Origin of the sequence: Kribbella sindirgiensis (genome assembly GCF_004331435.1) — a bacterium.
Taxonomy (GTDB): Bacteria; Actinomycetota; Actinomycetes; order Propionibacteriales; family Kribbellaceae; genus Kribbella; species Kribbella sindirgiensis.
Genome location: NZ_SJKA01000001.1, coordinates 847,982 through 872,742, shown reverse-complemented (window position 1 = coordinate 872,742; position 24,761 = coordinate 847,982). Strand labels below are relative to the sequence as shown.

The window sequence follows — 24,761 nt, the reverse complement described above, 5'->3', positions numbered from 1 at the left end:
CACTGGTCAGCTGGGCGTGACTGAGTACCGCCGGTTCTGCAGGGAGGGGTTGCGCTTGCGTACGTCGGCCAGCCGCTCCGCAGAGATCTCAGCGAACGCATGTCCGTCTACCTCACCTACGGACGCCAGCGCGATGCCCTGCGGGTCGATGACCTGGCTGAGACCGCAGTACTTCTTGCCGTTCTGTGCAGCCGCTGCGACGTAGCAGGTGTTCTCCACAGCTCGGGCGGTGAGCAGAGTGGTCCAGTGGTGCTCCTTGAGCGGTCCGCGGACCCAGGCGGCCGGGACGACCAGCACCTCGGCTCCGGCGTCAATGAGCGCGCGGGAGAGTTCTGGAAAGCGCAGGTCGTAGCAGGTCATCAGACCGACCGAGTGGCCGCCGACCTGGACTACGACTGGGGCTACGTCACCAGGTGTCAGCTGGTCGGACTCCTTGTACCCGAAAGCGTCGTACAGATGGATCTTGCGGTAGGCGCCGAGCAGTACGCCGTCAGCGCCGACAGCCAGGAGGGTGTTGTAGGGACGGCGCTCGTCACAGCTGCGTTCGAACATCCCGGCCACGATCGCCACCCTGTGCTCGACCGCAGCCTTCCGGAGGGTCGTCACGAACTCGCCGTCCAGCGCCTCGGCGGCCTCCGCCACCGACTCCCCCTCGACCGCGAAGTCGGACATCATCGCTTCCGGCAGCACCACCAGGTCAGGCCCGCCCTGCGCGGCCTCCGCGACCAGACGGCTGACCGCGTCCCGGTTGGCAGCCTTGTCATAGCTACTGGCGGCCTGCACCACGGCAATCCTCATCTCCCCATGGTGCCGCAGAACCCAACAGCTTGAACCTCACACGACGCGACGAGTGCGAGACTGCTGAGGTGGAGTTTGACGTGGTCGTGCTGGCGGGGGGCGGGTCTACTCGGTTCGGTGGGGTGGACAAGGCGATGCTCGTGCTGGACGGGATGTCGTTGCTGGATCGGGTGTTGACGGCGACGGCGGGAGCCGCCTCGACCGTGGTGGTGGGGCCGGTGCGTACGACGTACCGGGAGGTGGAGTGGACGGTGGAGGACCCGCCGTCGGGTGGGCCGGTGGCGGGGTTGGCGGCTGGGCTGACGTTTGGGACGGCGCCCGTGGTCGTGGTGGTGAGCTGTGACCTGCCGTGGATCACCGAGGAGGACGTGACGGCCCTTGTCGCGGGGCTTGGGGAACGCGACGGGTTTGGGCTGCGTGACACGGACGGGCAGGAGCAGCAGCTCGCGGCCGCGTACCGGCGTACTGCGTTGGCTCAGGCGATCCGGGACGTCGGCGATCCGAGGGACAAGTCGGTACGCCGGACGCTCGCCGGCCTCGACCTCGCGTGGACCGACCCGACCCACTCAGGCAACGACGTCGACACCTGGTCGGACTTGGACGACTGAAAGACGACTGAAAATCGCTGGACGTGGTTCGTAGGTTCGACGCATGGATGTCGCGCAACTGGTGAGGGATGTCGTCGGGCTCGACGTCAGTGAGGTCGTGGAGCGCACCGGCGGGCAGTTGAGCACCGTGTACGAGGTGCGCACGTCCGCCGACCCGGTGATCGTGAAGGTCTACGCGCCGGAGTGGCTCTGGAAGCAGGCCAAGGAAGTCCACGTCTACGGGATGCTGGAGCAAGAGCTCGCCGGCTCGATCCCACGGGTGATGCATGTCGGCGACGGCGTCACGATGCTGTCGAAGATCGACGGCGTTCCGCTGTCCGAGGCCGAGCCGCCGGACTGGCGGGCGATGTACGCGCAGCTCGGCGACCTGTTGCAGCGCGTTCACCGCATCCCGCAACCGGAGTACGGCTATCTGACCGATCAGATCCTCGACCCGTTGCCGGACAACGACCAGTACATGCGACGGCAGTTCGCGAAGAAGCTGCAAGAGTTCGAGCAGCTGGGCGGAGACCTCGAGCTGCACGCGAAGATCGCCGCGCACGTCGAGCAAAAGAAGCACCTGTTCGCGGACAACACAGCAGCTGTCCTGTGTCACAACGACTTCCACGAGGGCAACATCGTCGTGGACCCGGCGACCTGGCGCGTGAACGGGTTCATCGACGTGGAGAACGCGATCGCCGCCGATCCGCTCATCGACCTGGCGAAGACGATCCAGTACTCCGCCCACGACAACCCCGAGAAGCTCGCCGGCCTCACCGACGGGTACGGCGCCGTACCCGCGGACCGGATCGACCTCTACCGGCTCTATCACTCGCTCGAACTATGGGACTGGTTCCAGTCGATAGGCGAGACCACTTACCTCGACTCGATCGCGCAGGACCTGGCAAAACTGGTCGAGCGCTGAGTCGAGCGCTGAGGGTAGGTTGGGCAGCATGCGAGCTGTCGTGGTGGATGGTGCCGGCGGAATCGACGTTCTCGGGATCGGCGAGATCCCGGCCCCGGAACCGGCCGTCGACGAGGTCGTCATCGACGTCGTCGCCGCCGGAGTGAACCGCGCCGACCTGCTCCAGCGCCAGGGCTTCTATCCGCCTCCGCCGGGCGCTCCCGGCACGATCGGCCTCGAGGTGTCCGGCCGGATCGCCGCGGTCGGCGCCGAGGTCGAGGGATGGGCCGTCGGTGACGAGTGCTGCGCGCTGCTCGCCGGCGGCGGGTACGCCGAGAAGGTCGTCGTACCCGCTCCGCAGGTGATGTCCGTACCGGACGGTCTCGACCTGGTCAGTGCGGCCGCGCTGCCCGAGGTGGTCGCGACCGTCTGGTCGAACATCTTCATGACCGCGCATCTCAAGGCGGGCGAGACGCTGCTCGTGCACGGCGGCTCGTCCGGGATCGGCTCGATGGCGATCCAGCTCGGCGTGGCGCACGGCGCGCGGGTGCTGACCACGGTCGGCACCAAGGAGAAGATGGAGTTCTGCACCCGGCTCGGCGCGGACGTCGCGATCAACTACAAGGACGCCGAGTGGGCGTCCGTGGTGAGCGAGGCGACGAAGGGCGCGGGCGCCGACGTGATCCTCGACATCATGGGCGCGAAGTACCTGACCGACAACGTGAAGTCGCTCGCGTACGACGGGCGGCTGGTGGTGATCGGGATGCAGGGCGGCGCCAAGGGCGAACTGGACCTCGGGCGGCTGCTCAGCCGGCGCGGCTCGGTGATCGCCACCGGTCTGCGGTTCCGTTCGGTGGCGGACAAGGGCCGCATCATCGCCGAGGTCGTCGGCCACGTCTGGCCGCTGATCGCGGAGCGCAAGGTCTTCCCCGTCGTGCACTCCACGTTCCCGCTCGCCGAGGTCGCGAAGGCGCACGAGACGCTGGAGCAGTCCACCCAACTCGGCAAAGTTCTCCTTACGCTGTAGGCAGGTTGGCCGCAGCCCATTCCGGGTCGGGTTCGACGAGCTGGATCACGTCGATCCAGGTGCCGGCCGGGTCGCGCACGAAGAAGTGCCGCTGCCCGAAGACCTCCGTCTTCGGGTCGCCCTCCAGCTGTACGCCGCCCTCGCGCAACGCGGCGGCGATCTTGTCGGCGTCGTCGACGACGAAGCCGAAGACGTTGCTGCTCTCGGTCTGTGCCGACACCGCTGCCGGAATCGTCGGGTGGCCGCGCTCCATGATCGCGAGCTCCCAGTCCGCCGAGCCGCGGCGGACCGTGATGAACCAGCCGAGATCGATCCCGACCTGCAGGTCGAGGTACTGCGTGTAGAAGGCGGCGACGTCCGAGGGACGGTCGGTGACCACGGTCGCGCCGAATGCTGCGGGTTGCATACGCTCTCCTGACTACTACAGATGTTGTTGTTGTGTACGACAGTTGTAGTGGAACTCTGCTAGCCTTGTCAACATGCCCCGGAATCCGGAACGCCGTACCCAACTGGCCGACGCGGGCCTCGCCGTGCTCGCGGAGGCCGGCGCCCGCGGCCTGACCCACCGAGCCGTCGACGCCGCCGCCGGACTCCCGGCCGGTACGGCGTCCAACTACTTCAAGACCCGCGACGCGCTGCTCGGCGCGCTCGGCGAGCGGATCTTCGAGCGCCTCGCCCCGGACGAGGCCGTCCTCGCGCCGCTCGCCAACCGCGAGCCGGGCCTCGAACTCATGACGGATTACGTCCACTACATCGTCGAGCGCCTACTCGGCCGCCCGGAGCTCACACTCGCCCTCCTCGAGCTCCGCCTCGAAGCAGCTCGGCGCCCGGGCCTGCACGAGATCCTGTCGCGCACGCTCCGCCAGGGCTTCGACGCCGACGTCGCCTTCAATGCGAACGCCGGCCTGCCGGGCAGCGCCGAGGAGATCCGCCTGCTGCACTTCGCCATCGACGGCCTGGTCCTCGACCAGCTCACTCCGGGCACCGGACGCCCGTACGACGTGGAGGCGATCACCGCCCGTCTGGTACGCCGCCTGACCCGAGAGGATTGACGGTCGCATACTCGGTATGCATACTCAGTATCCATGTCGATCAAGCATGGATTGCTGGCGCTGCTCCAGGACGAGCCGAAGTACGGCTACCAGCTGCGCGGTGAGTTCGAGGCCGCCACCGGGGCGACCTGGCCGCTGAACATCGGGCAGGTCTACACCACCCTCACCCGCCTCGAGCGGGACGGATTCGTGCTGGCGGGCGCGACGGACGAGGGCGGCCGGTCGCGCTACGAGATCACCGACGCCGGGCGAGCCGAACTAGCGAACTGGTTCCAGACCCCGGTCACCCGGGAGTCGCGTCCGCGGGACGAGCTCGCGATCAAGCTCGCCCTGGCGCTCGCGGTGCCGGGCGTGGACGTCAGCGCCGTCGTCCAGCGGCAGCGGATGTCGACCATGCAGTCGCTGCAGGAACTCACCCGGCAGAAGCGCAACAGCGCGGAGGGGGAGATCTCCTGGCAGCTGGTCATCGAGTCGATGATCTTCGGCGCCGAGGCGGAGATCCGCTGGCTCGATCACTGCGAGGCGATGCTGTTACGCCACCGCGGCAAACCACGGCCCGCTCCCCAGACGTACGACGTACCGGCTGAGCAGGAGGCGCGCTCATGATTCTCGACATCTGTGGGCTGACGCGGACGCACGGTACAGGCGAGCAGGCCGTGCATGCGCTGAGGGGCGTGGATCTGGCCGTCGCGCCGGGCGAACTCGTCGCCGTGATGGGCCCGTCCGGGTCCGGCAAGTCGACGTTGCTCACCTGCGCCGGCGGTCTCGACCAGCCGACCGCGGGCGAGGTGCTTGTCGACGGCAGCGATCTCACCACGCTCAGCCGGAACGCCGTGGCGGCACTGCGTCGTCGCCGGATCGGGTACGTCTTCCAGGACTTCAACCTGATCCCCGCGCTGACCGCGGCCGAGAACGTCGCGCTCCCGCTGGAACTGGACGGCACCCGCAGCCGGTCGGCCTACAAGTACGCCGTCACCGCCCTGCAGGAGGTGGGGATCGAGGAGCTCGCCGACCGCTTCCCCGACGACATGTCCGGTGGCCAAAGGCAACGAGTGGCGATCGCCCGCGCGATCGTCGGCGAGCGCCGCCTGCTGCTCGCGGACGAACCGACCGGCGCACTCGACTCCGACACCGGCGAGGCCGTACTGCGGTTGCTCCGGGACCGCTGTGATCAGCACGGCATCGGCGGGGTCCTCGTCACCCACGACGCTCGCCACGCCGCCTGGGCCGATCGCGTGGTCTACCTGCGCGACGGCGTACTGGTGGGTCAGGCGGGGCCGCTGCCGGATGCGGATGCGTTGCTGCAGGAGAGCCGCTGATGGGCAAGTGGGTCGCGCCGCTGCGGATCGCGCGGCGTACGGCGCGAAGATCGCTCGGCCGCACGTTGCTGGTCGCCGCCTTGATCGGCCTGCCGGTCCTGGCCGCGACGTGGCTGGGCATCGTGCTGAAGTCCGCGAGTCCGAGCGGCGAAACGCTGGCCGCCAACACGATCGGCCGCGCGGACGGCCGCCTCGATGTCACGCAGTACGGCAAGCTGCAGGTGCCGCCGGGCCAGGAGATGCTGTACGGCGAACCGCCGCCGGCCGAGGGTCACGACAAGGCGGTCCGGACACCGTCGACGTTCGACCCGAGCCCACTGCTCCCGGCGGGGACGAAGCTGGCCCGCCTGTTCGTCGACTCCGGCATGGTCGAGGTCCGGATCCCGGACTCGAAGACCACGGTCACGCTGCTCACGGGTGACGGCTCGAACCCGTTGACGACCGGGACCGTCAAGCTCGACAAGGGCCGGCTGCCGGCGAAGGCCGACGAGGTCGCGATCTCACCGTCGCTCGCGGAGAAGCTCGGCCAGACCACCACGGTCGAGAGCACGAGCGGCAAGCGGTACGCCGTCGTCGGCATCGCCCGGATGCTCACCACGCAGAGCACGCCGGCGATCTTCGCCACCCCGGACTCCGCGCTGAACGACGTCGATCCGACGCGCACGGTCCAGTACCTCGTCGACCTGCCCGACGCGGCCGACGCCGGTCAACTCAGCACGGATCTGGTCAATCAAGGCCTGTTTCTCTTGCCGCGAGCAACCATCGTCGATCCGCCACCGGACCCGTACGGCACGAGCGCCGACGACATCGGTCCGTACGCCGCGATGGCGCTGGTGATCGGCTTCGGCATCCTCGAGATCGTCCTGCTCGCCGGTACGGCGTTCGCGGTCGGCGCGCGCCGCCAGACCCGGGAACTCGGTCTGGTGATGGCGGCCGGGGGTACGCCGGGTGACGTCCGGCGGATCGTCGCGATGCAGGGCCTGTTCGCCGGGCTGGTCGGCGTGGCCGGCGGACTGGTGATCGCCGGGATCGCGGTGTTCAGCGCGAAACCGCTCTGGGAACGGATGACGGACACGATCTTCACGGCGTGGCAGATCCCGTGGGCCACGATCGTGGCGATCGCGATCCTCGGTCTCGGCGCCGGGCTCGCCGCTGCCGTCGTACCGGCGATCAGTGCCGGTCGGCAGGCACCGATGGCCGCGCTGGCGGGCCGGTTCACCGTGACCGCGAAGGCGGCCCGGATCCGGATCGCCGCGGTTGTCCTGCTCGTGGGCGGGGTTGTGTGCGTCTTGGCCGGCAGCGGGATGATCGCCGCGGCGTTGCGGTCGGCGCGGCACACGCAGCTGGGTCAGCAGGCGACGGCCACGCCGAGCGGCCCGATCGCGCTGGTGCTGCTCGGGATCACCGCGTCGATCATCGCGCTGGTCTGGATGTTGCCGAGTCTGGTCGTGAAGGTCGCCGGCCTGGCGCGGTCGCTGCCGTTGAGTGGCCGGATCGCGATGCGGGACGCCGCGCGGCACCGGCATCGCACCGGTCCGGCGACCGCGGCGATCATGATGGCCGTCGCGGGCACCGCAGCGGTCGCGTTCGCGGCCTCGAACTCGATAGCGGCCGATGCCGCGGCGTACACCGCGGCGGCCCGTGAAGGCGATGCCGTCGTCCGCTTCACCGGTGACGAGACCGGTGGGATCACGTACACGCCGCAGCTCGCCTCGCAGGTGGCCGGCCTGTTGCCGGTCCGAAAACAGTACGAGCTCGGATACGTCCAGCTGGCGAACGCGAAGCCCAATCAGTACGGCTATACGCCGGTCCTGGCAGTCGCCACGCCCGAGACCGGAACGGGCATGACCGGGATGCCTCTGCAGGCGGCCGATCCGGCCTTCGTCGAACGCTTCGGTGAGTACGGCGCGAAAGTGGCGGCGGCGATGCGGGACGGCAAGGTGGTGGTTCCGGACGTCAAGCTGGCACCCGGGCAGAAGGTTGCCATGCACAACGATGACGCGGACAAGTACCTGAAGAACCTGGACGCGGTGTCGTTCGGTCCGCCGCCCAAGGTCCAGTTCTTCCGCGACACCGCGCTGATCAGCCCGCAGGCGGCCCGCGCGCTCGGCACGATCCAGGTCAGCGAGGTGCATTTCGAACTGACCAGGGAGCCGTCCAAGGACGAGCTCGCCGCGGTCTCCCGGACGCTCGGGACGGACGAGGGAATTCAGGTCGAGAAGGGGTACCAGAGTCCGGCACGGCTCTTCCTGATCGGGATCCTGCTCGCGGCGACAGTGGTCACGCTGCTCGGCGTCGCGATCTCGGTGTCGTTGTCAGCCGCCGAGGGACGGGCCGATCTGGCCACACTGGCGGCGATCGGCGCACCTCCGCGGCGACGGCGGTCGCTCGCGGCGGCGCAGGCGTGGGTGCTCGGACAGTTGGGCTGCGTGCTGGGCGTGGGGGTCGGCGCGCTGTACGGCTACACCGCGCACGCCGCCTTCGGGTCACCGCACTTCGTGGTCCCGTGGGCGGAGATCGGCGGCATCGTGGTCGTCGTACCACTTTTCGCCGGTCTCCTCGCCTGGCTGCTGACCCGCTCCCGGCTACCGATGGTCAGCCGCATCGATTAGGGCGATTTCGGGGTGGGCGACGGCGTACGGCGGTGTGCTTGTGATGCGCCATTGGCCGCAGGCACACCGCTGGTACACGACGAGGCCTTCGCTGACGTGGTGGCTGGAGATCGGGGACCAGCGGTGGCGATGGAGGTCGGTCATGGATCCATCGTGATGTAATGGCATTATGCATCTCAACCCTTACGGCGCGGACGCGGTTCTGCTCGCGGTGAATCTGGTGACCCGACCGGCGACCACGCCGGACGAGCTGGCCGAGCGGTGCGAGGAGAGCGGCGTCGAGAGCCGCCTGGTCCGTGAGCGAAACGTCACCGCCGCGGACCTGGCCGCCGTACGCACCGCGCTCGACGAGTGGCTGCTGGTGGTGGACGCACCGGACGAACAGTCGCGGGTCGACCTGGTGAACGCGATGCTCGCGAAGTACACCGAGCATCCGCGGCTCACCAACCACGCCGGCGACGGCTGGCACATGCACTACCGGCCGGACAACGTTCCGGTCGGGCGACTGGTCGCGACACTGATCAGCACCGGTACGGCGTTGCACCTGGCCGGCCGTGGCATCACGCGGCTCGGCCGGTGCGCCACCGAAGGCTGCGGCAACGTGTACGCCGACCTCTCCCGCACCGGACGCCAGCGCTATTGCAGCCCCGCCTGCGCCAACCGGGACGCCGTACGCCGCCACCGCGCCCGCGCTCTGTGACCCCGGCCTAGGATGGGGAGATGAGCGAGAGCAGCAGCGAGGGCCAGGAAGTTCCGATGGCCGGTGCGCGCACCGAAGACGGCAAGGTGCTGATCGTCGGGCCGGACGGCATGGCCGTCGAGGGACCGCCGCGCTCCGACGACGAACAGGACGACGAACCGCGCTCGGTGACCGAACTGGTCGAGCAGCCGGCGAAGGTGATGCGGGTCGCGAACATGATCCGGCAACTGCTGGAAGAGGTGAAGTCGGCGCCGCTCGACGAAGCCTCCCGGGCGCGGCTGCGGGCGATCCACGAGGCCTCGATCAAGGAACTCGAGAGCGGCCTCGCACCGGAACTGGTCGAGGAGCTGGAGCGTCTCAGCCTCGACTTCACCGACGACAGCACACCGACCGACGCCGAGCTGCGGATCGCGCAGGCGCAGCTGGTGGGCTGGCTGGAAGGCTTGTTCCACGGCATTCAGACGGCACTGTTCGCGCAGCAGATGGCCGCGCGTCAGCAGCTCGAGCAGATGCGTCGCGCGCTGCCGGGCGGCCAGCAGCTGCCCGGCGAAGAGCACCCGGGCTTCCCAGGCGCACCGCAGGCCGGCAACACCGACGGCCCGGGCAGCGGCGGGATGTACTTGTAACGCCTTATTTCAAAGGCTGGAAGAACCCCTCGAGGACGGCGGCGACGCCGTCCTCGTCGTTTGTGGGGGCGATTTCGTCCACCACCGCGAGGACTTCGGGGTGCGCGTTCGCGACGCCGTACGACGTTCCGGCCCAGGCGAGCATCGGCAGATCGTTGACCGAGTCACCGAACGCGATCGTCTCAGCAGCCGAGATCCCTTGTGTGGCGGCGAAATCGGCCAGCATCGTGGCCTTCGAGACCCCGCTCGCCGAAATCTCCACCAAACCGTGACCTCCACTGTGACTGGCCGTCACTCGTTGGCCCACCAACGGATTCACCAGCCCGAGCAGCTCGTCGGAGTGCAGGCTCGGATGCCGGACGAGCAGCTTTGCGGCCGGCTCCGCAAGGAGTTCCTCGATCGCGGCGATCAACGTGTCGTCCGGTTTCGGCCAGCGATTCAGGTAGACCGGTTCCTGTCCGTAGCGGTCCGGTCGCTCGATGGCGAACTGTACGTCGGGGATCGCCGCGCGGATCGCCTGCGCCACCTCGAGGGCGATCGTGGGCTCGATCAACCGGGCCCGAATCGCCTTACGGCGCAGGACGTCGTACAAAATGGAGCCGTTGGCAACAATCGCGACACCGTGGTCGCCGACCAGGTGCGACAGGTCGTGCAGCCAGCGAGGTGGCCGGGCAGTGACCATCACGAAAACACTTCCGGCCGTCTGAGCCGCGAGCACCGCGGCGCGGGTCCGGTCGGACACGGTGCCGTCACTGCGGACGAGCGTCCCGTCGAGATCGGTTGCTATCAGGCGGGGGTTTCGCGGAACCGTCACCGGGTAACGATATCGCCACAGCGCCGTGGCCTGAGCTGGTCGCGCACTACCCTTCCAAGGGCCCCGGGCGCAAGCGGTCGGACGTCGGTTTCAAGTCTTTTTGACTTATCTGATTGAGCTTTTGACAACGTCATCAGACCGTTACGGCAGGATGCTGCAAAGGCAGCAAGTTCCCCTGCGCCACCCGGCGGGCCCGTGATTTAGTGCGGTGGTCTGGTGGGGAACCGGGGGCTGTTCGTTCGCGTCGTAGGCGTGTTCTGGATCAGCGCGACTGATTCCGCCCCACCTCCAGAAGCACACAGAAACGCCGAACAACTGTTGTGGAATTGGCTGCAACCAAAACCGCGGCGGTGGCGTCAACAGTTATGGATCGGTGCGTCCCGCGCCCGGGACGACACGGTGGGCCGGCACGTTGCGCAGGTCCATCAGCTAGCGGATCCGTGCGGACGAACGTCGTTCACCGTTCGTTCATTCGGGTCTTGATACTTGGGGAGCCTTGATGATCGTCAACAGCGCCAATCTAGCGGGGCCGGGGGGCAGTAGCTCCCGAGCGGCTGTCGACACATGTTCCAGCAGGGAAGGGGCCATGACCGGCTGCATCGCTCGTTCCGACATCTTTCAGCACCGCCTGATGGAGGAGCCGCCGCCGGCATCCGCGACCCGTCGTACCAGGGAGCGGTACGAGCAGCTCGTCCGCGAGGCCAAGACGCTGTGCGCGTCGTGCCCGCTCTTCACGGACTGCCTGTACAGCGCCGTCGCCGAGCACGACGTGAGCGGCTTCGTCGCCGGAACCACTGCTGTACAACGGCGTTCGATCCGCAACCTGCTCGACGTCGAGGTGCAGGCGGACGACTTCGACCAGCTCGCCGGTGCTCGCGGCACCCGCCGCCCGGTGAGCCACGAAGAGGTCCTGCGACTGCGCACGCAGTACCCGAACGACAGCCTGGAGTCCCTGGCCATGCGGCTGGGCTGCTCGCTGTCGACGGTCAAGCGGCACCTGCGGCGGGCCCGTCGCGGTCAGAGCCCGGCAGCCAAGACGCCGCGGCCGCGCCCAGAGGTCGGCGCCGTGCTGGACGCGTTCGACACCGTCGTCGACCAGCAGCACCAGCCACGCCGTACCGGCAGCAGCCGAGTCGCCTGACCCGATACTCGGCCCGCCAGCGGACTATCGGAGTCTGAAAAGGCCCGGACACCCTGTAAACACAGGGAGTCCGGGCCTTTCGCTTGCCTCGGGCAAGCCAGTTTGTCAACCCTTTCGGTTCTGACCGAAAGGACTCGCGTCAGAACCAGCGATTGAGTACGGCGGCCACGCCGTCGTCCTGTACGGACTTGGTGACCTCGTCCGCGGCGACCTTCACCTCGTCCGGGGCGGAGTCCATCGCGATCCCGAGACCCGCGTAGGTGAGCATCTCGATATCGTTGCGTCCGTCACCGATCGCCAGCAGACCCGCCGGATCCAGGTCGTACTGAGCCAGCGCAACCTTCAGGCCGGTCGACTTGTCCACACCCTCAGGGGCGATGTCCAGCCACGCGGTCCAGCCCACGAAGTAACTGACCCCGTGCAGGCCGAGGCGTTCCGCCAGGTGGACGAAATCACTTTCGGACTGGTCCGGGTCCCGGATGATCAGCCGGGTCACAGGTTGCGGCGCGAGCTCGTCGTCACCGACCACCCGGATCCGCGCGTTCGCGCCGAGGTCGCCGTCCGGGAACGGCGCCGTGACCAGGTAGCTGCCGTCCTGGTCCTCGACCGCCATCCGGGCGTTCGGCGCGTACCGGCGTACCGACGTGATCACGGTCGACGGGTCGAAGGTCCGCTCGTCGACGACCTCGCCGTCCGGGTAGCGCAGCGTGCGCGCACCGTTGCTGCAGACAACGAATCCGCCGGACCGCAGGCCGAGCCGTTCGGCCACCGGCCTGGTGGTGGACCAGGCCCGGCCGGTGGCCAGGATCACCGGTACCTGCTCGGCCGCACGACGAACCGCGTCGACGACCGCGGGCGACATCCCCTCGTCGTGGTCGATCAGCGTTCCGTCGATGTCCAGGGCAACGGCCGTCGGCCGCAGTACTTCCGTCATTTGGCGACCGGTTCGAGGACCTCGCGGCCGCCGACGTACGGCTGCAGCGCGGTCGGCACCCGGACCGAGCCGTCGGCGAGCTGGTGGGTCTCGAGGATCGCGACGATCCAGCGGGTGGTCGCCAGCGTCCCGTTCAGCGTCGCGACCGGCTGCGTCTTGCCGTCGGCGTCGCGATGCCGGATGTTCAGGCGGCGGGCCTGGAAGTCCGTGCAGTTCGACGTCGAGGTCAGCTCGCGGTACCGGCCCTGCGTCGGCACCCACGCCTCGCAGTCGAACTTCCGGTACGCCGAGACGCCCAGGTCACCGGTCGCGGTGTCGATCACCCGGTAGCTCAGCTCCATCTTGTCGAGCATCTCCTTCTCCCAGGCCAGCAGCCGCAGGTGCTCCGCGGCCGCATCCTCCAGGCTGCAGTAGGAGAACATCTCGACCTTGTCGAACTGGTGGACGCGGATGATCCCGCGGGTGTCCTTCCCGTGCGACCCGGCTTCCTTGCGGTAGCAGGACGACCAGCCCGCGTACCGGATCGGGCCGTTCGACAGATCGAGGATCTCGTCCATGTGGTATCCGGCCAGCGCGACCTCCGACGTACCGGTCAGGTACAGCTCGGGGTCCTCGAGCCGGTACACGTCGTCGTGCGCCGACAGGTAGCCGGTGCCGCCCATCACCTCGGGCTTGACCAGCGTCGGCGTGATCATCGGGGTGAAGCCGTTCTCCACCGCCTGCTGGACGGCCAGCTGCAGCATGCCGAGCTGCAGCAGCATCCCGGCGCCCTTGAGGAAGTAGAACCGCGATCCGCTGATCTTCGCGCCGCGCTCCATGTCGATGGCGCCGAGCAGCTCACCCAGCGCCAGGTGGTCGCGGGGCTCGAAGCCCTCGGCGGCGAAGTCGCGCGGCTTGCCGACCTCCTCCACCACCACGTAGTCGTCCTCGCCGCCGACCGGGGCCTCGTCGGACACCAGGTTCGGCAGGGCGGCCGCGAGCTCGTCGAAGCGGCGGTCGGCGTCGTTCGCGGCGGCCTCGTTGGCCTTCACCTCGGTGGCCAGCGTCTTGGTCCGCTCCAGCAGCGCGGTGCGCTCGTCGCCCTTGGCCTGGGCGACCTGCTTGCCGAGCGACTTCTGCTCGGCCCGGAGCGCCTCGAAGGCGGAGATGGACGATCGACGCTCCCCGTCGGCGACCAGGATCTGGTCGACCAGGTCGGTACTCTCGCCACGCTTGGTCAGGGCGGCGCGCACGACATCAGGGGTCTCACGGAGCAGTTTCGCGTCAATCACACCCTGAGGGTATCGGGGCGTGTCAGAACCGGCGAAGTCTATTCGGGATGATGGTCTAGGGACACGTGACCATTGAGGGGGATCTGAGCGGGCAATGAACCACCACCCACCCAGTCCGGTCGGCCGTGTGCTCACGGTCGTGCTGGGTGCGCTGCCGTTCACGGTGATCACGGTGCTCGTGTTCGGTGAGTGGCCGCCGCTGGCCCGCTGGGACCAGTCGGTCGCCGCGCGCGCCGCGTCGTACGGCGCTGCGCACGAGAGCGTCGTGGACTTCTGGCAGGTGGTCGGGGCCGTCGTACTGCCCTGGACGTCACGGGCGGTGATCCTGGTCGTCGCGGCGTACCTGTGGCATCGCCGGGCCCGGTTGCTGACCGTGTGGCTGATCACGTCCGCCGGTCTCGAGCTGGGCCTGGTGCAGGCGGTCAAGGCGATCTTCGAGCGGGAGCGGCCGGCGTTGATGTTGGTCGAGAACGGCGGCTTCTCGTACGTGTCCGGTCACGCGACGGCCGCGTTCGTGATGGCCGGTGCGCTCGGCGTCGTGCTGCCGTCGGTGCGGGGCTGGCGGCGGCGGTTCCGGCTGCTGGTGCTGCTGCCGGTGATCGCGGTGGTGTGGATCGCGTCGGCCGACCGGATCGCGCTGAACGTCCACTACGTGTCCGACGTGCTCGGCGGGTGGGCGCTCGGGCTGGCGATCCTGACCGCCACCTCGATCGGGTTCGGCCTACGGCCCGGTCTGCGGCGACGCCGCCGGCGTACCCCGTCGGACGGCGACGGTACGACGGCTCCGCCCCGGGCCGCGGTGATCGTGAACCCGATCAAGGTCGGCGACGGCGTGGCGTTCCGGCGGAAGGTGACGCGGGCGCTCGCGGTCCGCGGGTACGACGATCCGCTCTGGCTGGAGACCCGGGTCGACGACGCCGGGAACGCGATGGCGAAGCTGGCGATCGAGAACGAGTCCGACCTGGTCCTGGTCGCGGGCGGCGACGGTACCGTCCGGGTGGTGTGCTCGGCGCTCGCGCACACCGGCATCCCGGTCGGCGTGATCCCGGCCGGTACCGGGAACCTGCTGGCGCGCAACCTGCACATCCCGCTCGACCTGGACGACGCCCTGGAGCGGATCCTCGAGGGTCGCGACCGGCGGATCGACCTGGTCCGAGTGCACGGCGACGAGCTCGACACCGACCGGTTCGCGGTGATGGCCGGGCTCGGGCTGGACGCCGCGATCATGTCCGACGCCCCGCCGCACCTGAAGAAGCAGATCGGCTGGACCGCGTACCTGGTGTCGGCGGCGAAGAACATCAACCACCCGTCGGTCCGCGTCCAGATCACCATCGACGACGCCGAGACGATCGAACGCCGCGTCCGGACGGTCGTGATCGGCAACGTCGGCATGCTGCAGGCCAACATCCCGCTGCTCCCCGACGCCCGCCCCGACGACGGGCTCCTGGACGTCGTGGTGATCGCCCCGCGGCGCGTGACCCAGTGGCCGATCGTCGTCTGGCGACTCCTGACCCGCACCAACCGCACCGACATGTACCTGGAACGCTTCACCGGCCGCAAGGTCGAACTGGTCGCCGCCGTGGACGTGCAACGCCAGCTGGACGGCGACCCCATCGGCCCCGGCCGCTCCCTCACCACCGAAATAGAACCCGGAGCCCTCACCGCCCGCGTCCCGAAGCGCCGCTAGGGCTGCTCGGACTCTTTGCGGAGGGTTTCCAGGGCCTCTTCCTCTTCTGGGGAGAGTTTGGATTCGCTGGTGAAGGACTTGATTTCTTTGGCGTAGGTGCGGGCGTCGGCGCGGCTGTTGATCGAGGTGAGGATGACGCCGTCACCGTGGTCGTCGAGGATCGCCATCGACCAGGAGAGCTTGCCGCCGGTCTCGCCGAAGGCGTCGTACCGGACGACGGCCAGGTGCTGCAGGGTCTCCTTGAGCTCGCCGCGGGTCACTTCGAGGTCCTTGCCCAGTCTGCGCAGCTCCGACTTCACGGTGCCGGGTTTGGCTTCCGGCTGGGCCGGCTGGGGTTCCGGCTCCGGGAGTACGGCGGGTGACACCTGGTCCGACGAGACCGTCCGGGCCCGGAGGGCCTGGATCGCGAACACCAGGGCAAGCACCGCCACGAAGAGGGCGGCGACCCCGAAGGCACCGGCTAACGTCGAAGACACAGCACGAGAGCCTAAGGCATCGAGTGTTATGCCTGAGTGTTCAGGTGATCGCACAGCGTGTGCGACCGGGGACGGATGCGGTACGCCGGGCCGCGGCAACGTAGATTCGCGGCGTGACACATTTGCCTGATCAGGGCCCACAGCCCGGCGTTCACGACCTCGGGTATGCACGGCTCGACACCGACCGGCTCGAGCGCACCGGGGACGCCGAAGTCGTCTACGGAGCGGGCAAGACGCCGTCTCAGGTCGTGGAACTGCTGCGGACCTTGCACGCCACCCATCCCGGTCACCCCGTACTAGCGACCCGGTTGACGGAGGAGGCGCAGGCAGCGGTGACCGCGGCCCTGCCGGATGCGGTGGTGGACCCCGTCGGTCGTACGGCGGTGCTCGGCGAGCCGCCGACGCAGCGCGGGACGGTTGCCGTCGTGGCTGCTGGTACGTCGGACGCGCCGGTGGCTGCCGAGGCGGCGACGACGGCCCGCGTGTTCGGGGCCGGCGTGGAGGTCATCACGGACGTGGGTGTCGCCGGGCTGCACCGGATCCTCGGGGTACGGGAGCGGCTCGACGCGGCGGACTGCCTGATCGTGGTGGCGGGGATGGAGGGCGCGCTGCCGAGTGTTGTCGGCGGGCTGGTCGGGGTGCCGCTGGTGGCGGTGCCGACGTCGGTCGGGTACGGCGCCTCGTTCGGCGGGCTGGCCGCGCTGCTCGGGATGCTGAACTCGTGTGCGCCTGGGGTGACGGTCGTGAACATCGACAACGGGTTCGGGGCCGGGGTGTTCGCTGCACGGGTGGCGCGCCAGGCGGCTCCGCGTGAGACGAAGGACGCGTGATGAGGGTCGCTTGGATCGACTGTTCGGCCGGCGCCTCGGGGGACATGCTCCTGGGGGCGTTCATCTCGGCGGGTGCTGACCTGAACGCGGTGAATGCGGCGGTTGCTGCCGTGGACCCGTCGTTGTCCGTCACGGTCACGCAGACCGCCCGTCACCAGATCGCCGCCACCAAAGCCACCGTCGAGGTCAACGGCGAACCCCACCCGGAGAACATCCCAGATGCCGGCCACGGTCACGGGCACGGGCATGGACATGGGCACGACGACGCCGGGCACGGGCATGGGCATGGTGGGGGGCATGGGCCTACTCGGGCGTGGGCTGAGGTTCGGCGGTTGCTGGAGGAGGCTCGGCTCGACGACGCGGTGCGGGCCCGGGCGCTGGAGACGTTCGGGCGCCTTGCCCGGGCGGAGGCCGCGGCTCACGGCGTGGAGCCGGACACTGTGCACTTCCACGAGGTCGGCGCGCTCGACGCGATCGCGGACATCGTGGGAGTAGCCGCCGCGTCGGTCTCACTCGACCTCGATCGCATCGTCGTCTCGACCATCGTTCTCGGCAGCGGAACTCAGGTACGCGGTCAGCACGGCGGCATCCCGATCCCGGGTCCCGCGGTACTGCACCTGGTGTCCGAGGCCGAAGCACCGGTCACCGGCGGCCCAGCGCCGTACGAAATGACGACGCCGACCGGCGCAGCGCTGCTGGCGACCCTGGCAGACGACTTCGGCCCCCTCCCGCCGATGCGGATCGAGCAGACCGGTGTCGGTGCGGGCGGCCGCGACCCGGTCGAGGTGCCGAACATCCTGCGCGTCGTGATCGGCGCGTCAGCCGACGAGTTGGCCACTGAACTCGTGTACGAGACCAACGTCGACGACCTCGATCCGCGGATCTGGCCGCAGGTCCTGGCCCGGCTGATGGAGGCCGGCGCGGCCGACGCGTGGCTGACCCCGATCCTGATGAAGAAGGGCCGTCCGGCGCACACGCTGTCGGTCCTGGTCGGCGGCGCGAACGCCGAGACGGTCCGGGCGGTGATCCTGGCCGAGACCTCCGCGATCGGACTGCGGGAGTTCGGGATCCGCAAGCACGCCGCGGACCGCGAGTTCGCCACCGTCGACGTCGAGGGTCAGTCGATCCACGTGAAGATCGCACGGTACGGCGGTCAGGTGATCAACGTACAGCCGGAGTACGACGACGTGGCCGCGGCCGCGAACGCCCTGAAGAAGCCGGTGAAAACGATCCTCGCCAAGGCAGTCGCAGCGGGCCACGACCTCTGGAGCTAGTGCGCTTCGGAATTTCGCGCGATAAGTCCGCGGTCGAGCCGTCGAGCCGTCGAGCCGTCGAGCCGTCCGCCCCGCTGGCCGGAGCCTGACTCTGGCCGGCGGGGCACCCTTGGGCACCTCGGTCGCCTTGGGCACCGGTCAACCGTGTTCCGCGGCACATTCTGGTTGACCCGTGCTCAAAGTGATCACCAGCACCAAGGTGGCCCGCAATCCACGTGTCCAGACTTGTCGCGCGATCGCAGACGCACCACTAGCGTCCCGAGTCGGACGTTCGCGACACAGCTCCAGAGCAGCCTCACCGCGCCGGCCAAAGTGCAACAGGGCGGGGCGTGTGGGGAGTTCTACCCTCCCGATCCGGGCAGTAGCACTCCCCAGACCTGGTGGAAAGTCGCCCCAAACCGGTTTGGGGAGGAGCGGGCTCAAGGAGGACTGGTGCGGGGAAGCCGGGTTCCAGCCGGTGTCAACGCGGGTCAACGCGAGGCCGGACTTATGCCGCGAACTTCCGACTCAGGACACTAGTGCGCTTCAGCGTTCTCCGCGACGGACTTCTGTTTGCGGCGGGGCCAGTCGTACGGCCACCACTGGGCGCCGTTGCGGCGGGCCCAGACGATCAGGCCGATCAGGACGGCCAGCTCGATCGCGGGGCAGAGGGTGTCGCGGAGGCGCGCGCTGAAGAACTCCAGGGAGTCCGACAGGCTCGCGGCGACTTGGCGCGCGTTCGGATCTCGCCCGGGGACGTACGCGATCGCGAGCATCGTCGTCCGGACGACCATCAGCCCGTCGACCTTGGACGCGGCGACCGCGGCGAGGGCGACCCAGGCGATCACGTCGTACCAGGGCAGCGAGTACATCGCGGTCAGCACCCACGCGATCGCGTAGATCGCGGTGTAGCGAATCGCGGCCGGTGTCGGGTCGTCCGGATGCGTTTGCGGCACCAACGACTTCGGGAACACCTGCGTCAGCAGGATCGCGACCACGATCAGGCCGACCCAGGCGAGGATCGCGAGGACGGTCCGCACCAGACCGTTCGGCAGGAACAGGGTGAAGAAGCTCAGCAGCACCTTGTGCGGCGTACCGGTGGAGATGAACGACGTCTGCGACCGCGCCTGCTGGAACGCCTGCAGCCCGACGATCGCGTACAGCCCGCCCATCGCGAGCGCGCCGCCACCGCAGAAGTAGAGGCACTTACGCCGGTCGGCGCGGAGCGCCCACAGCATCGCCACGCCGACCAAGCCGATCGACAGCTTGGTGCAGCCCGCGACGCCGATCAGGATCCCGGCCAGGAACACGTGCCGCCGGAACAGCACCAGCGCGATCACCGCGAACATCACCGCGATCGCGTCGTTGTGCGCACCGGCCAGCACCGACCACAGCAGCAACGGGTTCGCGAGGCTGAGCATGATCACGCGCCGCTTGGCGGGCAGGTCCTTACCGACCAGCTTGACCAGCAGCAGCCCCGTGACGACCAGGCTGATCGCGACCGACAGCTGCAACATCCACACGGTGAGCTGTGCGGAGTCGCCGCCGATCACCGAGGACAGCCACTGGATCCACGTCGCGATCGGCCCGTACACGCTGCGCGCCCCCTGCCACGGGCGCTCGGTCGCGGTGATCACCGGGTCGTACCCGAGCCGGATGGTGTCGGCCGGCGAGGCCGTGTACGGGTCGCCGCCGAGCGCCATGATGCGTCCGTACGCCGCGTAGATCAGCACATCGCCCGATGCCATGGGTGGCACCAACGTGATCGCCGCCGTCGTACCGATGCCCAGGGCAATCAACCGGTCGATACGCGGCGCCCAGCCGTGCTTCAACGCCTTGGTGGCAAGGAAAACGCCGTACCCGCCGAGGGCGATCGCGACGTAGATCATCACCGACACCAGCCAGTCGTTCGGCGTGGTGTCGAACCAGTACGACGGGAGCCAGGCGTGCCGGTTCGTCAGCGTCAGCACGACCACGGACGGACCGAGCAGGCCGACTGCGACGATCAGCGCCGTACAGGCCAGGTAGAGAGCGACAGCCCGGCGACCGTACTTGAGGCCCAGCTCAGTGCTCATTGCGCAGTCTCCGCGGGAACAGACTGCGCAGCGACGGCCCACCACCGTCCGCGGGCAGCGCACTGCGAGCGGCGAGCGCACGCCGGACGTGCAGGTACTGCTTCGCGCGGTGCAGCTGACCGCGCAGGTCGGTCCCGGTCGCGCGGTGCCGGACCTCGATCGGCACCTCCACGATCCGGAAACCCTTTCGGCCCAGGTCGATCGTCAGCGCGGTCTCGACACCGAACCCGGCGGCCAGCGGTACGGCGGAATCGAACGCGGCCCGGGTGATGCAGCGCTGCCCGGACAACGGCTGCTCGGGCGCCCAGCCGGTCGCCTCCTGGATCCCGGCCCGCGCCAGCCGGACCACGAACCCGTGACCGCCGGCCTTCGACCCGTCGGCCCGGACCTGTGCCGGCAGCGTCCCGATGGTCATGTCCGCGCGGCCGGTCTGCACCGGCTCGAGCAGCGGGCCCGCTCCGGCCGCGGTGTCGGTCAGGTCGGCGTCGAGGAACAGCAGGTGCCGCGGCCGGGCGCCGTCGCGCTCCGCGACAGCGGCCGCGCCGGTCTCCATCGCGGCGGCCTTCCCGCGGTTGCGCTCATGCCGTACGACGACCGCACCGGCCCGCTCGGCCGCTTCCTTCGTACCGTCCGTGGAGCCGTCGTCGACGACCACGACCAGGTCGACACCGACGAGCTTGTGCACCGCGTCGACGGTCGCCGCGATCCGGTCGGCCTCGTCCTTCGCCGGGATCACGCAGGCGACGGCACGCTCGAACGGTTCGGGGGACAGGTCTTCATCGGGCACAGCACCGCAGCCTAGTTGCTCTCCAGCCGATCCACCGCGTCAGTATCCGCTGCCTGTGGATTTCTCGTTCTTTCGAACGAGCCTGTGGAAAACCGCCGGAAGGGGTCCGGATCGCGGCATCTTCTCTGTCGACAGGTTGCGGCATCGGCCAGGGCCCGCCGATATCGGCCAGGTGGCAGATGTTCCGGGATGGCCGCGGCGGCAGGATTTCAGGTGTCAGGCAGGACCGATCAGAAAGAGGTAGGAAGATGACCCGCACAGTGACCGCCAACATCTCGCTCTCGCTCGACGGCCGGGTGAACGGCGCCGGTGGCGACTACGACATGAGCTGGATCGTTCCGCACGCGATCACCGAGGGCGCCCGCGATCACATGATCCGGGTGACCGGGCCGGCCACCACGGCACTGCTCGGCCGGAAGAACTACGAGGGCTTCGGCGGCTTCTGGCCGGCGGTGGCCGACGACGAGAACGCGTCGCCGCAGGATCGCGCGTTCTCCCGCTGGCTGAACGAGACCGAGAAGGTGGTCTTCTCGACGACGTTGACCGAGGCGCCGTGGCAGAACTCCCGGATCGCCGACGGCGAGCCTGCGGACGTCGTCCAGCAGCTACGTGACCAGGACGGTGGCGACATCATCGTGCTGGCCAGCTCGAGCGTGATCCGCGCCCTGCTGGCGGCCGACGAGATCGACCGGCTCAGCATCACCCTCGACCCGGAGCTGGTCGGCGGCGGGGACCGGCTGTTCGAGGACGGCCTGCCGGCCACGTCGTGGAGGCTGACCGACTCGACCCCGACCGAGTCCGGCGCGCTCTGCCTGCTCTACGACCGGATCCGCTCCTGAGCTGCGATTGGCGATCTCGCGCATATTGTCGGACAATCAGACAGATTGATCTGGTTGTCGTAGCGTGGTGGGCACGGCTGAGCGAAGGGCGGACGGATGACCGAGACGCGACAGGGCAGTGCGGCGTACGGCGTCGACAGTGAGGTCGGTCCGCTGCGGACGGTGATGCTGCACCGGCCGGGCAACGAGCTCCGGCGGCTCACCCCGCGCAACAACGACAAGCTGCTGTTCGACGGCATCCCCTGGGTCGGCCGCGCGCAGGACGAGCACGACGCGTTCGCGCAGGCGCTCCGTGACCGCGATGTCGAGGTGCTGTACCTCGGCGAGCTGCTGACCGAGTCGCTCGCCAACCCCGAGGCCCGCACCCAGGCCGTCGCCGGCGCGACCGAGGACCTGCGCCTGGGTGACACCCTGCGCGACTACCTGCGGGCCTCGCTCGGCGACCTGGACGGGGCCGGGCTGGCGGAGGCGCTGATGGCCGGCGTCCGCAACGACGAGGTGAACGCAGGCGGGTTGGTCACGTCGCTGCTGGCGCACGAGGACTTCCTGATCGACCCCCTACCGAACCTGCTGTTCACCCGGGACTCGAGCGTCTGGATCCGGGACTCGGTCGCGGTCACCTCGCTGGCGATGCCGGCCCGGGCGCGCGAGACGCAGCTGACCGAGCTGATCTACACGTTCCACCCGCGGTTCGCCGGCGCCGACAAGGTGTACGACCACCAGCTCGAGCATGTCGAAGGCGGGGACGTGCTCGCGCTCGGTCCGGGCGTACTCGCGGTCGGGGTCGGGGAGCGGACCACACCGGCCGGTGTGGAGCGGCTGGCGCGACGGGTCTTCACGAAGGGCCTCGCGCACACCGTTCTCGCCGTACCGATCGCGCAGCAGCGGGCGACGATGCACCTCGACACCGTCTGCACGATGGTCGACACCGACGCCGTGCTGATGTACCCGAACATGGCCGAGGAGATGCGGGCGCTCGCGGTCACCACCGACGGCGACCGGCTGCACGTCGCGGAACCCGAGCCGTTCCTGGTCGCGGCGGCCAAGGCGCTCGGCATCGACACGCTGCGGCGGATCGACACCGGCCTGGACCCGGTGACGGCCGAGCGGGAGCAGTGGGACGACGGGAACAACACCCTGGCCCTCGCCCCGCGGGTCTGCATCGCGTACGAGCGGACCGTCGAGACCAATGCGCGCCTCGAGGAGTCCGGGATCGAGGTCATCCGGATCTCCGGCTCGGAGCTCGGCTCCGGACGGGGCGGACCCCGGTGTATGTCGTGCCCGGTCCTGCGAGCGCCCGCAGCCCCGTAAGCCCAACGACACGCGGAGTGAAATCGGGGCTTGTGCCGAGGCCCCGGCCTGAGTACTCTTCATGCCTAGGCCCAGGCCCTGTTGCTCCCCCGTCAGCAGGACTTGGGCCGTCCACGTTCTCGGCCGATTTTAACGATCATGGCCTAGACCACTCTGAGTGAACAGAAACGCCCGGCTGATGATTCAGCCGGGCGTTCTGCTTGTTCAGCGGATGGTGAGCTGGCGGCTCGCGAGGCCGGCGCGGGCCGCGCGCTCCTCGGTGCTCAGCGGCGCGTCGGTCGCGAGAGCCTTCTCCAGCGCGGTGGCGAAGTCGGCGGCCGGCTTCTCGACATCGGCGGCCTCCGTACCGGCTGGGAGCTCCCAGACCGGCGCGAGGACGCCGAGGGCGCGGAACGAGCCGATCAGGCGGCTGCCGTCGATGAGCGCCGATCCACCGGCGGCGTGCAGCCGGGCGAGCGCGTCGAGCAGCGTGTCCTCGGTGTGCGGCAGCACCCAGCGCAGGTAGATGCGGTCGCCGATCTTCGTCCAGTACGCCGCCTCGACCGACTCCAGCCGGACCGTCGGCGCCGCCGCGGCGTTCGCGCGCTCCAGACCGGCCGCGACCTCACCGGTCGGGTCCTCGACGTTCTCGCCGACCCAGTACTCGAAACCTTCGTGGACCTTGATCTCGAGCGGCTTGCTGGTGTCGATCAGGTCCTGCAGCCGCGGGCCGTCCTTCATCAGGTCGCCGACCTGCACCGGGTGCCCGGGGTCGGTCCGCAGCGCGGTCGTGATCGCGTGGCCGAGGTCGCGGCTCGGGTCGCCGGACGAGGCGTGCGTCTGCATGCCGATCCAGATCGTCTCGTCGTCGCGCACCACGCCCGGCATCGCCATCGGCAGCAGGGTGACGAGGTTGAGTACCTTGCGCGCGTGCTCTGCCCCGACTTCCTGGCCGGTCAGCTCGACCTGGACGGTCCCGGACGGCACGATCTCGCGGAACGCGATCAGGTCGCACTCCGACGGCAGTCCCTCGAACGGCCGCACCACGAAGGTGTCGGCGGCCTGCGCCCGCTCCTTGCCGTGGCACTGCTTGAACCGCTTGCCCGAACCGCACGGGCAGGGTTCCCGCGGCCCGACGTCCACCAGATCGGCCGGGTCGAGCGTGACGGTCGTCGTGTTCTTCGCGCGCTGCCGCGACTTCTTTCCCATAACCCCGCAGTCTTACAGCCCGAGGTACCGGAGTGCGAACTAGCTCGGCACGATCGCGTGCACGGTGCGGTGCCGGGCGGCCGTGCGGACGTCCCAGCTGGAGGTGAGGACGTCGACGATGGCCAGGCCGCGGCCGCCGATCGATTCCGGGTGCGGTTCGCTGATCCGGTGCGGCTCGGTGTCGCCGCGCCCGTCGGTGACCTCGACATGAATCCCGGCCCGGTCGATCCACCACGCGGCCCGTACCTCACCGGCCGGCAGCGGGGGCGCGTACCGGATGGCGTTGGACAGCAGCTCCGAGAGCACCAACTGCGCGTCGTCACAGGCGGCGGCAGTGACCCGGTGACGCTTCAGGTAGCCGGCCAGACGGCGGCGGGCATCCGCTACCGCGGACACTTCGTGCGGCAGTACGACGTCCACAACACTCACGTCGGCGGGCAGGGTCGCAGAGGACAAGCAGGGTCTCCTCGATGATCGGTTCAGCCACCAGGACTTCTCCCCACGATCCCGGCCCGGAAAACACCAGTGGA

The 24,761-nt window shown here is 69.1% G+C and carries 25 protein-coding genes; 15 read left to right on the top strand and 10 right to left on the bottom strand.

The window, feature by feature from the left end; all coding sequences use genetic code 11:
• Nucleotides 1-6 precede the first annotated feature (6 nt).
• Nucleotides 7-798 carry a carbon-nitrogen hydrolase family protein gene (locus E0H50_RS04360; protein ID WP_131284881.1) on the bottom strand — a complete coding sequence of 264 codons (792 nt, stop codon included), beginning with the start codon at nt 796-798 and terminating at the stop codon, nt 7-9.
• A 68-nt stretch (nt 799-866) separates the two neighbouring features.
• Here E0H50_RS04360 and mobA point away from each other — a divergent pair, with 68 nt between their 5' ends.
• The 3 genes from mobA to E0H50_RS04345 are packed head-to-tail and all read left to right on the top strand — an operon-like array spanning nt 867 to nt 3,316.
• Complete coding sequence (gene mobA / locus E0H50_RS04355; protein WP_131284879.1) at nt 867-1,406, top strand: molybdenum cofactor guanylyltransferase; 540 nt, start codon at nt 867-869, stop codon at nt 1,404-1,406.
• A gap of 43 nt (nt 1,407-1,449) precedes the next feature.
• Nucleotides 1,450-2,310: a phosphotransferase family protein gene (locus tag E0H50_RS04350; protein WP_131284877.1), complete on the top strand. Its 861-nt coding sequence runs from the start codon at nt 1,450-1,452 to the stop codon at nt 2,308-2,310.
• A gap of 28 nt (nt 2,311-2,338) precedes the next feature.
• On the top strand, nt 2,339-3,316 hold the full coding sequence (locus E0H50_RS04345) for an NAD(P)H-quinone oxidoreductase (RefSeq protein ID WP_131284875.1): 978 nt from the start codon (nt 2,339-2,341) through the stop codon (nt 3,314-3,316).
• Here the strand turns inward: E0H50_RS04345 and E0H50_RS04340 are convergent.
• Nucleotides 3,306-3,722: a VOC family protein gene (locus E0H50_RS04340; RefSeq protein WP_131284873.1), complete on the bottom strand. Its 417-nt coding sequence runs from the start codon at nt 3,720-3,722 to the stop codon at nt 3,306-3,308. The genes E0H50_RS04345 and E0H50_RS04340 overlap by 11 nt on opposite strands.
• A gap of 73 nt (nt 3,723-3,795) precedes the next feature.
• Here E0H50_RS04340 and E0H50_RS04335 point away from each other — a divergent pair, with 73 nt between their 5' ends.
• From E0H50_RS04335 to E0H50_RS04310, 6 genes are all read left to right on the top strand, one after another.
• Nucleotides 3,796-4,368 (top strand): TetR/AcrR family transcriptional regulator, encoded by a 573-nt coding sequence (locus tag E0H50_RS04335; protein WP_131284871.1) that lies wholly within the window; start codon nt 3,796-3,798, stop codon nt 4,366-4,368.
• Between the two features lie 33 nt (nt 4,369-4,401).
• Nucleotides 4,402-4,974, top strand: coding sequence for a PadR family transcriptional regulator (locus E0H50_RS04330; RefSeq protein ID WP_131284869.1), 573 nt, complete (start codon nt 4,402-4,404; stop codon nt 4,972-4,974).
• Nucleotides 4,971-5,687 carry an ABC transporter ATP-binding protein gene (locus E0H50_RS04325; RefSeq protein WP_131284868.1) on the top strand — a complete coding sequence of 239 codons (717 nt, stop codon included), beginning with the start codon at nt 4,971-4,973 and terminating at the stop codon, nt 5,685-5,687. The genes E0H50_RS04330 and E0H50_RS04325 overlap by 4 nt, the downstream gene beginning before the upstream one ends.
• Nucleotides 5,687-8,299, top strand: a complete 2,613-nt coding sequence (locus E0H50_RS04320; protein ID WP_131284866.1) for an FtsX-like permease family protein — start codon at nt 5,687-5,689, stop codon at nt 8,297-8,299. The genes E0H50_RS04325 and E0H50_RS04320 overlap by 1 nt, the downstream gene beginning before the upstream one ends.
• A 169-nt stretch (nt 8,300-8,468) precedes the next feature.
• Nucleotides 8,469-8,999 carry a CGNR zinc finger domain-containing protein gene (locus tag E0H50_RS04315; protein ID WP_131284864.1) on the top strand — a complete coding sequence of 177 codons (531 nt, stop codon included), beginning with the start codon at nt 8,469-8,471 and terminating at the stop codon, nt 8,997-8,999.
• Between the two features lie 20 nt (nt 9,000-9,019).
• Nucleotides 9,020-9,625 carry a bacterial proteasome activator family protein gene (locus tag E0H50_RS04310; protein WP_131284862.1) on the top strand — a complete coding sequence of 202 codons (606 nt, stop codon included), beginning with the start codon at nt 9,020-9,022 and terminating at the stop codon, nt 9,623-9,625.
• Nucleotides 9,626-9,629: 4 nt separating this feature from the next.
• Here E0H50_RS04310 and E0H50_RS04305 read toward each other — a convergent pair whose 3' ends face one another.
• Nucleotides 9,630-10,439, bottom strand: coding sequence for an HAD family hydrolase (locus tag E0H50_RS04305; protein ID WP_131284860.1), 810 nt, complete (start codon nt 10,437-10,439; stop codon nt 9,630-9,632).
• Nucleotides 10,440-11,025: 586 nt separating this feature from the next.
• Between E0H50_RS04305 and E0H50_RS04300 the strand changes: the two genes are divergently transcribed.
• The gene (locus E0H50_RS04300) at nt 11,026-11,580 is read left to right on the top strand and encodes a WhiB family transcriptional regulator (RefSeq protein WP_238150764.1); all 555 of its coding nucleotides are present in this window, start codon (nt 11,026-11,028) and stop codon (nt 11,578-11,580) included.
• Between the two features lie 139 nt (nt 11,581-11,719).
• On the opposite strand, the gene E0H50_RS04295 is transcribed toward E0H50_RS04300, so the two are convergent.
• On the bottom strand, nt 11,720-12,514 hold the full coding sequence (locus E0H50_RS04295) for an HAD family hydrolase (protein WP_131284856.1): 795 nt from the start codon (nt 12,512-12,514) through the stop codon (nt 11,720-11,722).
• A complete protein-coding gene (gene serS, locus E0H50_RS04290; protein WP_131284854.1) occupies nt 12,511-13,785 on the bottom strand; it encodes a serine--tRNA ligase in 1,275 nt (424 codons plus the stop codon). The genes E0H50_RS04295 and serS overlap by 4 nt, the downstream gene beginning before the upstream one ends.
• A 127-nt stretch (nt 13,786-13,912) precedes the next feature.
• Here serS and E0H50_RS04285 point away from each other — a divergent pair, with 127 nt between their 5' ends.
• Nucleotides 13,913-15,472 carry a bifunctional phosphatase PAP2/diacylglycerol kinase family protein gene (locus tag E0H50_RS04285; protein ID WP_238150763.1) on the top strand — a complete coding sequence of 520 codons (1,560 nt, stop codon included), beginning with the start codon at nt 13,913-13,915 and terminating at the stop codon, nt 15,470-15,472.
• Here the strand turns inward: E0H50_RS04285 and E0H50_RS04280 are convergent.
• Complete coding sequence (locus tag E0H50_RS04280; RefSeq protein ID WP_238150762.1) at nt 15,469-15,948, bottom strand: DUF4446 family protein; 480 nt, start codon at nt 15,946-15,948, stop codon at nt 15,469-15,471. The genes E0H50_RS04285 and E0H50_RS04280 overlap by 4 nt on opposite strands.
• A gap of 113 nt (nt 15,949-16,061) precedes the next feature.
• On the opposite strand from E0H50_RS04280, the gene larB reads away from it, so the two are divergent.
• Together larB and larC are read left to right on the top strand one after the other, a co-directional pair.
• Nucleotides 16,062-16,778, top strand: a complete 717-nt coding sequence (gene larB, locus E0H50_RS04275; protein ID WP_131284850.1) for a nickel pincer cofactor biosynthesis protein LarB — start codon at nt 16,062-16,064, stop codon at nt 16,776-16,778.
• A complete protein-coding gene (larC, locus tag E0H50_RS04270) occupies nt 16,778-18,052 on the top strand; it encodes a nickel pincer cofactor biosynthesis protein LarC (RefSeq protein WP_131284848.1) in 1,275 nt (424 codons plus the stop codon). The genes larB and larC overlap by 1 nt, the downstream gene beginning before the upstream one ends.
• 515 nt (nt 18,053-18,567) lie before the next feature.
• Here the strand turns inward: larC and mptB are convergent.
• Together mptB and E0H50_RS04260 are read right to left on the bottom strand one after the other, a co-directional pair.
• On the bottom strand, nt 18,568-20,106 hold the full coding sequence (gene mptB / locus E0H50_RS04265; protein ID WP_131284846.1) for a polyprenol phosphomannose-dependent alpha 1,6 mannosyltransferase MptB: 1,539 nt from the start codon (nt 20,104-20,106) through the stop codon (nt 18,568-18,570).
• Nucleotides 20,096-20,893, bottom strand: a complete 798-nt coding sequence (locus E0H50_RS04260; protein WP_131284844.1) for a glycosyltransferase family 2 protein — start codon at nt 20,891-20,893, stop codon at nt 20,096-20,098. Before E0H50_RS04260 ends, mptB begins: the two co-directional genes overlap by 11 nt.
• A gap of 248 nt (nt 20,894-21,141) precedes the next feature.
• Here E0H50_RS04260 and E0H50_RS04255 point away from each other — a divergent pair, with 248 nt between their 5' ends.
• Both E0H50_RS04255 and E0H50_RS04250 read left to right on the top strand, forming a co-directional pair.
• Complete coding sequence (locus E0H50_RS04255) at nt 21,142-21,732, top strand: dihydrofolate reductase family protein (RefSeq protein WP_131284842.1); 591 nt, start codon at nt 21,142-21,144, stop codon at nt 21,730-21,732.
• Between the two features lie 96 nt (nt 21,733-21,828).
• Nucleotides 21,829-23,043, top strand: coding sequence for an arginine deiminase (locus tag E0H50_RS04250; protein ID WP_131284840.1), 1,215 nt, complete (start codon nt 21,829-21,831; stop codon nt 23,041-23,043).
• A 204-nt stretch (nt 23,044-23,247) separates the two neighbouring features.
• Here the strand turns inward: E0H50_RS04250 and E0H50_RS04245 are convergent, their stop codons facing one another.
• Both E0H50_RS04245 and E0H50_RS04240 read right to left on the bottom strand, forming a co-directional pair.
• The gene (locus E0H50_RS04245; RefSeq protein ID WP_131284838.1) at nt 23,248-24,231 is read right to left on the bottom strand and encodes a DUF5926 family protein; all 984 of its coding nucleotides are present in this window, start codon (nt 24,229-24,231) and stop codon (nt 23,248-23,250) included.
• 39 nt (nt 24,232-24,270) lie between these two features.
• Complete coding sequence (locus tag E0H50_RS04240) at nt 24,271-24,687, bottom strand: ATP-binding protein (protein WP_131284836.1); 417 nt, start codon at nt 24,685-24,687, stop codon at nt 24,271-24,273.
• Nucleotides 24,688-24,761 lie beyond the last annotated feature (74 nt).

Excerpts from the sequence above, each read along its gene's own strand:
- E0H50_RS04360 (WP_131284881.1), bottom strand. The coding sequence starts at position 798 with ATGAGGATTGCCGTGGTGCAGGCCGCCAGTAGCTATGACAAGGCTGCC.
- E0H50_RS04350 (WP_131284877.1), top strand. The coding sequence starts at position 1,450 with ATGGATGTCGCGCAACTGGTGAGGGATGTCGTCGGGCTCGACGTCAGT.
- E0H50_RS04345 (WP_131284875.1), top strand. The coding sequence starts at position 2,339 with ATGCGAGCTGTCGTGGTGGATGGTGCCGGCGGAATCGACGTTCTCGGG.
- E0H50_RS04340 (WP_131284873.1), bottom strand. The coding sequence starts at position 3,722 with ATGCAACCCGCAGCATTCGGCGCGACCGTGGTCACCGACCGTCCCTCG.
- E0H50_RS04335 (WP_131284871.1), top strand. The coding sequence starts at position 3,796 with ATGCCCCGGAATCCGGAACGCCGTACCCAACTGGCCGACGCGGGCCTC.
- E0H50_RS04330 (WP_131284869.1), top strand. The coding sequence starts at position 4,402 with ATGTCGATCAAGCATGGATTGCTGGCGCTGCTCCAGGACGAGCCGAAG.
- E0H50_RS04325 (WP_131284868.1), top strand. The coding sequence starts at position 4,971 with ATGATTCTCGACATCTGTGGGCTGACGCGGACGCACGGTACAGGCGAG.
- E0H50_RS04320 (WP_131284866.1), top strand. The coding sequence starts at position 5,687 with ATGGGCAAGTGGGTCGCGCCGCTGCGGATCGCGCGGCGTACGGCGCGA.
- E0H50_RS04315 (WP_131284864.1), top strand. The coding sequence starts at position 8,469 with ATGCATCTCAACCCTTACGGCGCGGACGCGGTTCTGCTCGCGGTGAAT.
- E0H50_RS04310 (WP_131284862.1), top strand. The coding sequence starts at position 9,020 with ATGAGCGAGAGCAGCAGCGAGGGCCAGGAAGTTCCGATGGCCGGTGCG.
- E0H50_RS04300 (WP_238150764.1), top strand. The coding sequence starts at position 11,026 with ATGACCGGCTGCATCGCTCGTTCCGACATCTTTCAGCACCGCCTGATG.
- E0H50_RS04295 (WP_131284856.1), bottom strand. The coding sequence starts at position 12,514 with ATGACGGAAGTACTGCGGCCGACGGCCGTTGCCCTGGACATCGACGGA.
- larC (WP_131284848.1), top strand. The coding sequence starts at position 16,778 with ATGAGGGTCGCTTGGATCGACTGTTCGGCCGGCGCCTCGGGGGACATG.
- mptB (WP_131284846.1), bottom strand. The coding sequence starts at position 20,106 with ATGAGCACTGAGCTGGGCCTCAAGTACGGTCGCCGGGCTGTCGCTCTC.
- E0H50_RS04255 (WP_131284842.1), top strand. The coding sequence starts at position 21,142 with ATGACCCGCACAGTGACCGCCAACATCTCGCTCTCGCTCGACGGCCGG.
- E0H50_RS04250 (WP_131284840.1), top strand. The coding sequence starts at position 21,829 with ATGACCGAGACGCGACAGGGCAGTGCGGCGTACGGCGTCGACAGTGAG.
- E0H50_RS04245 (WP_131284838.1), bottom strand. The coding sequence starts at position 24,231 with ATGGGAAAGAAGTCGCGGCAGCGCGCGAAGAACACGACGACCGTCACG.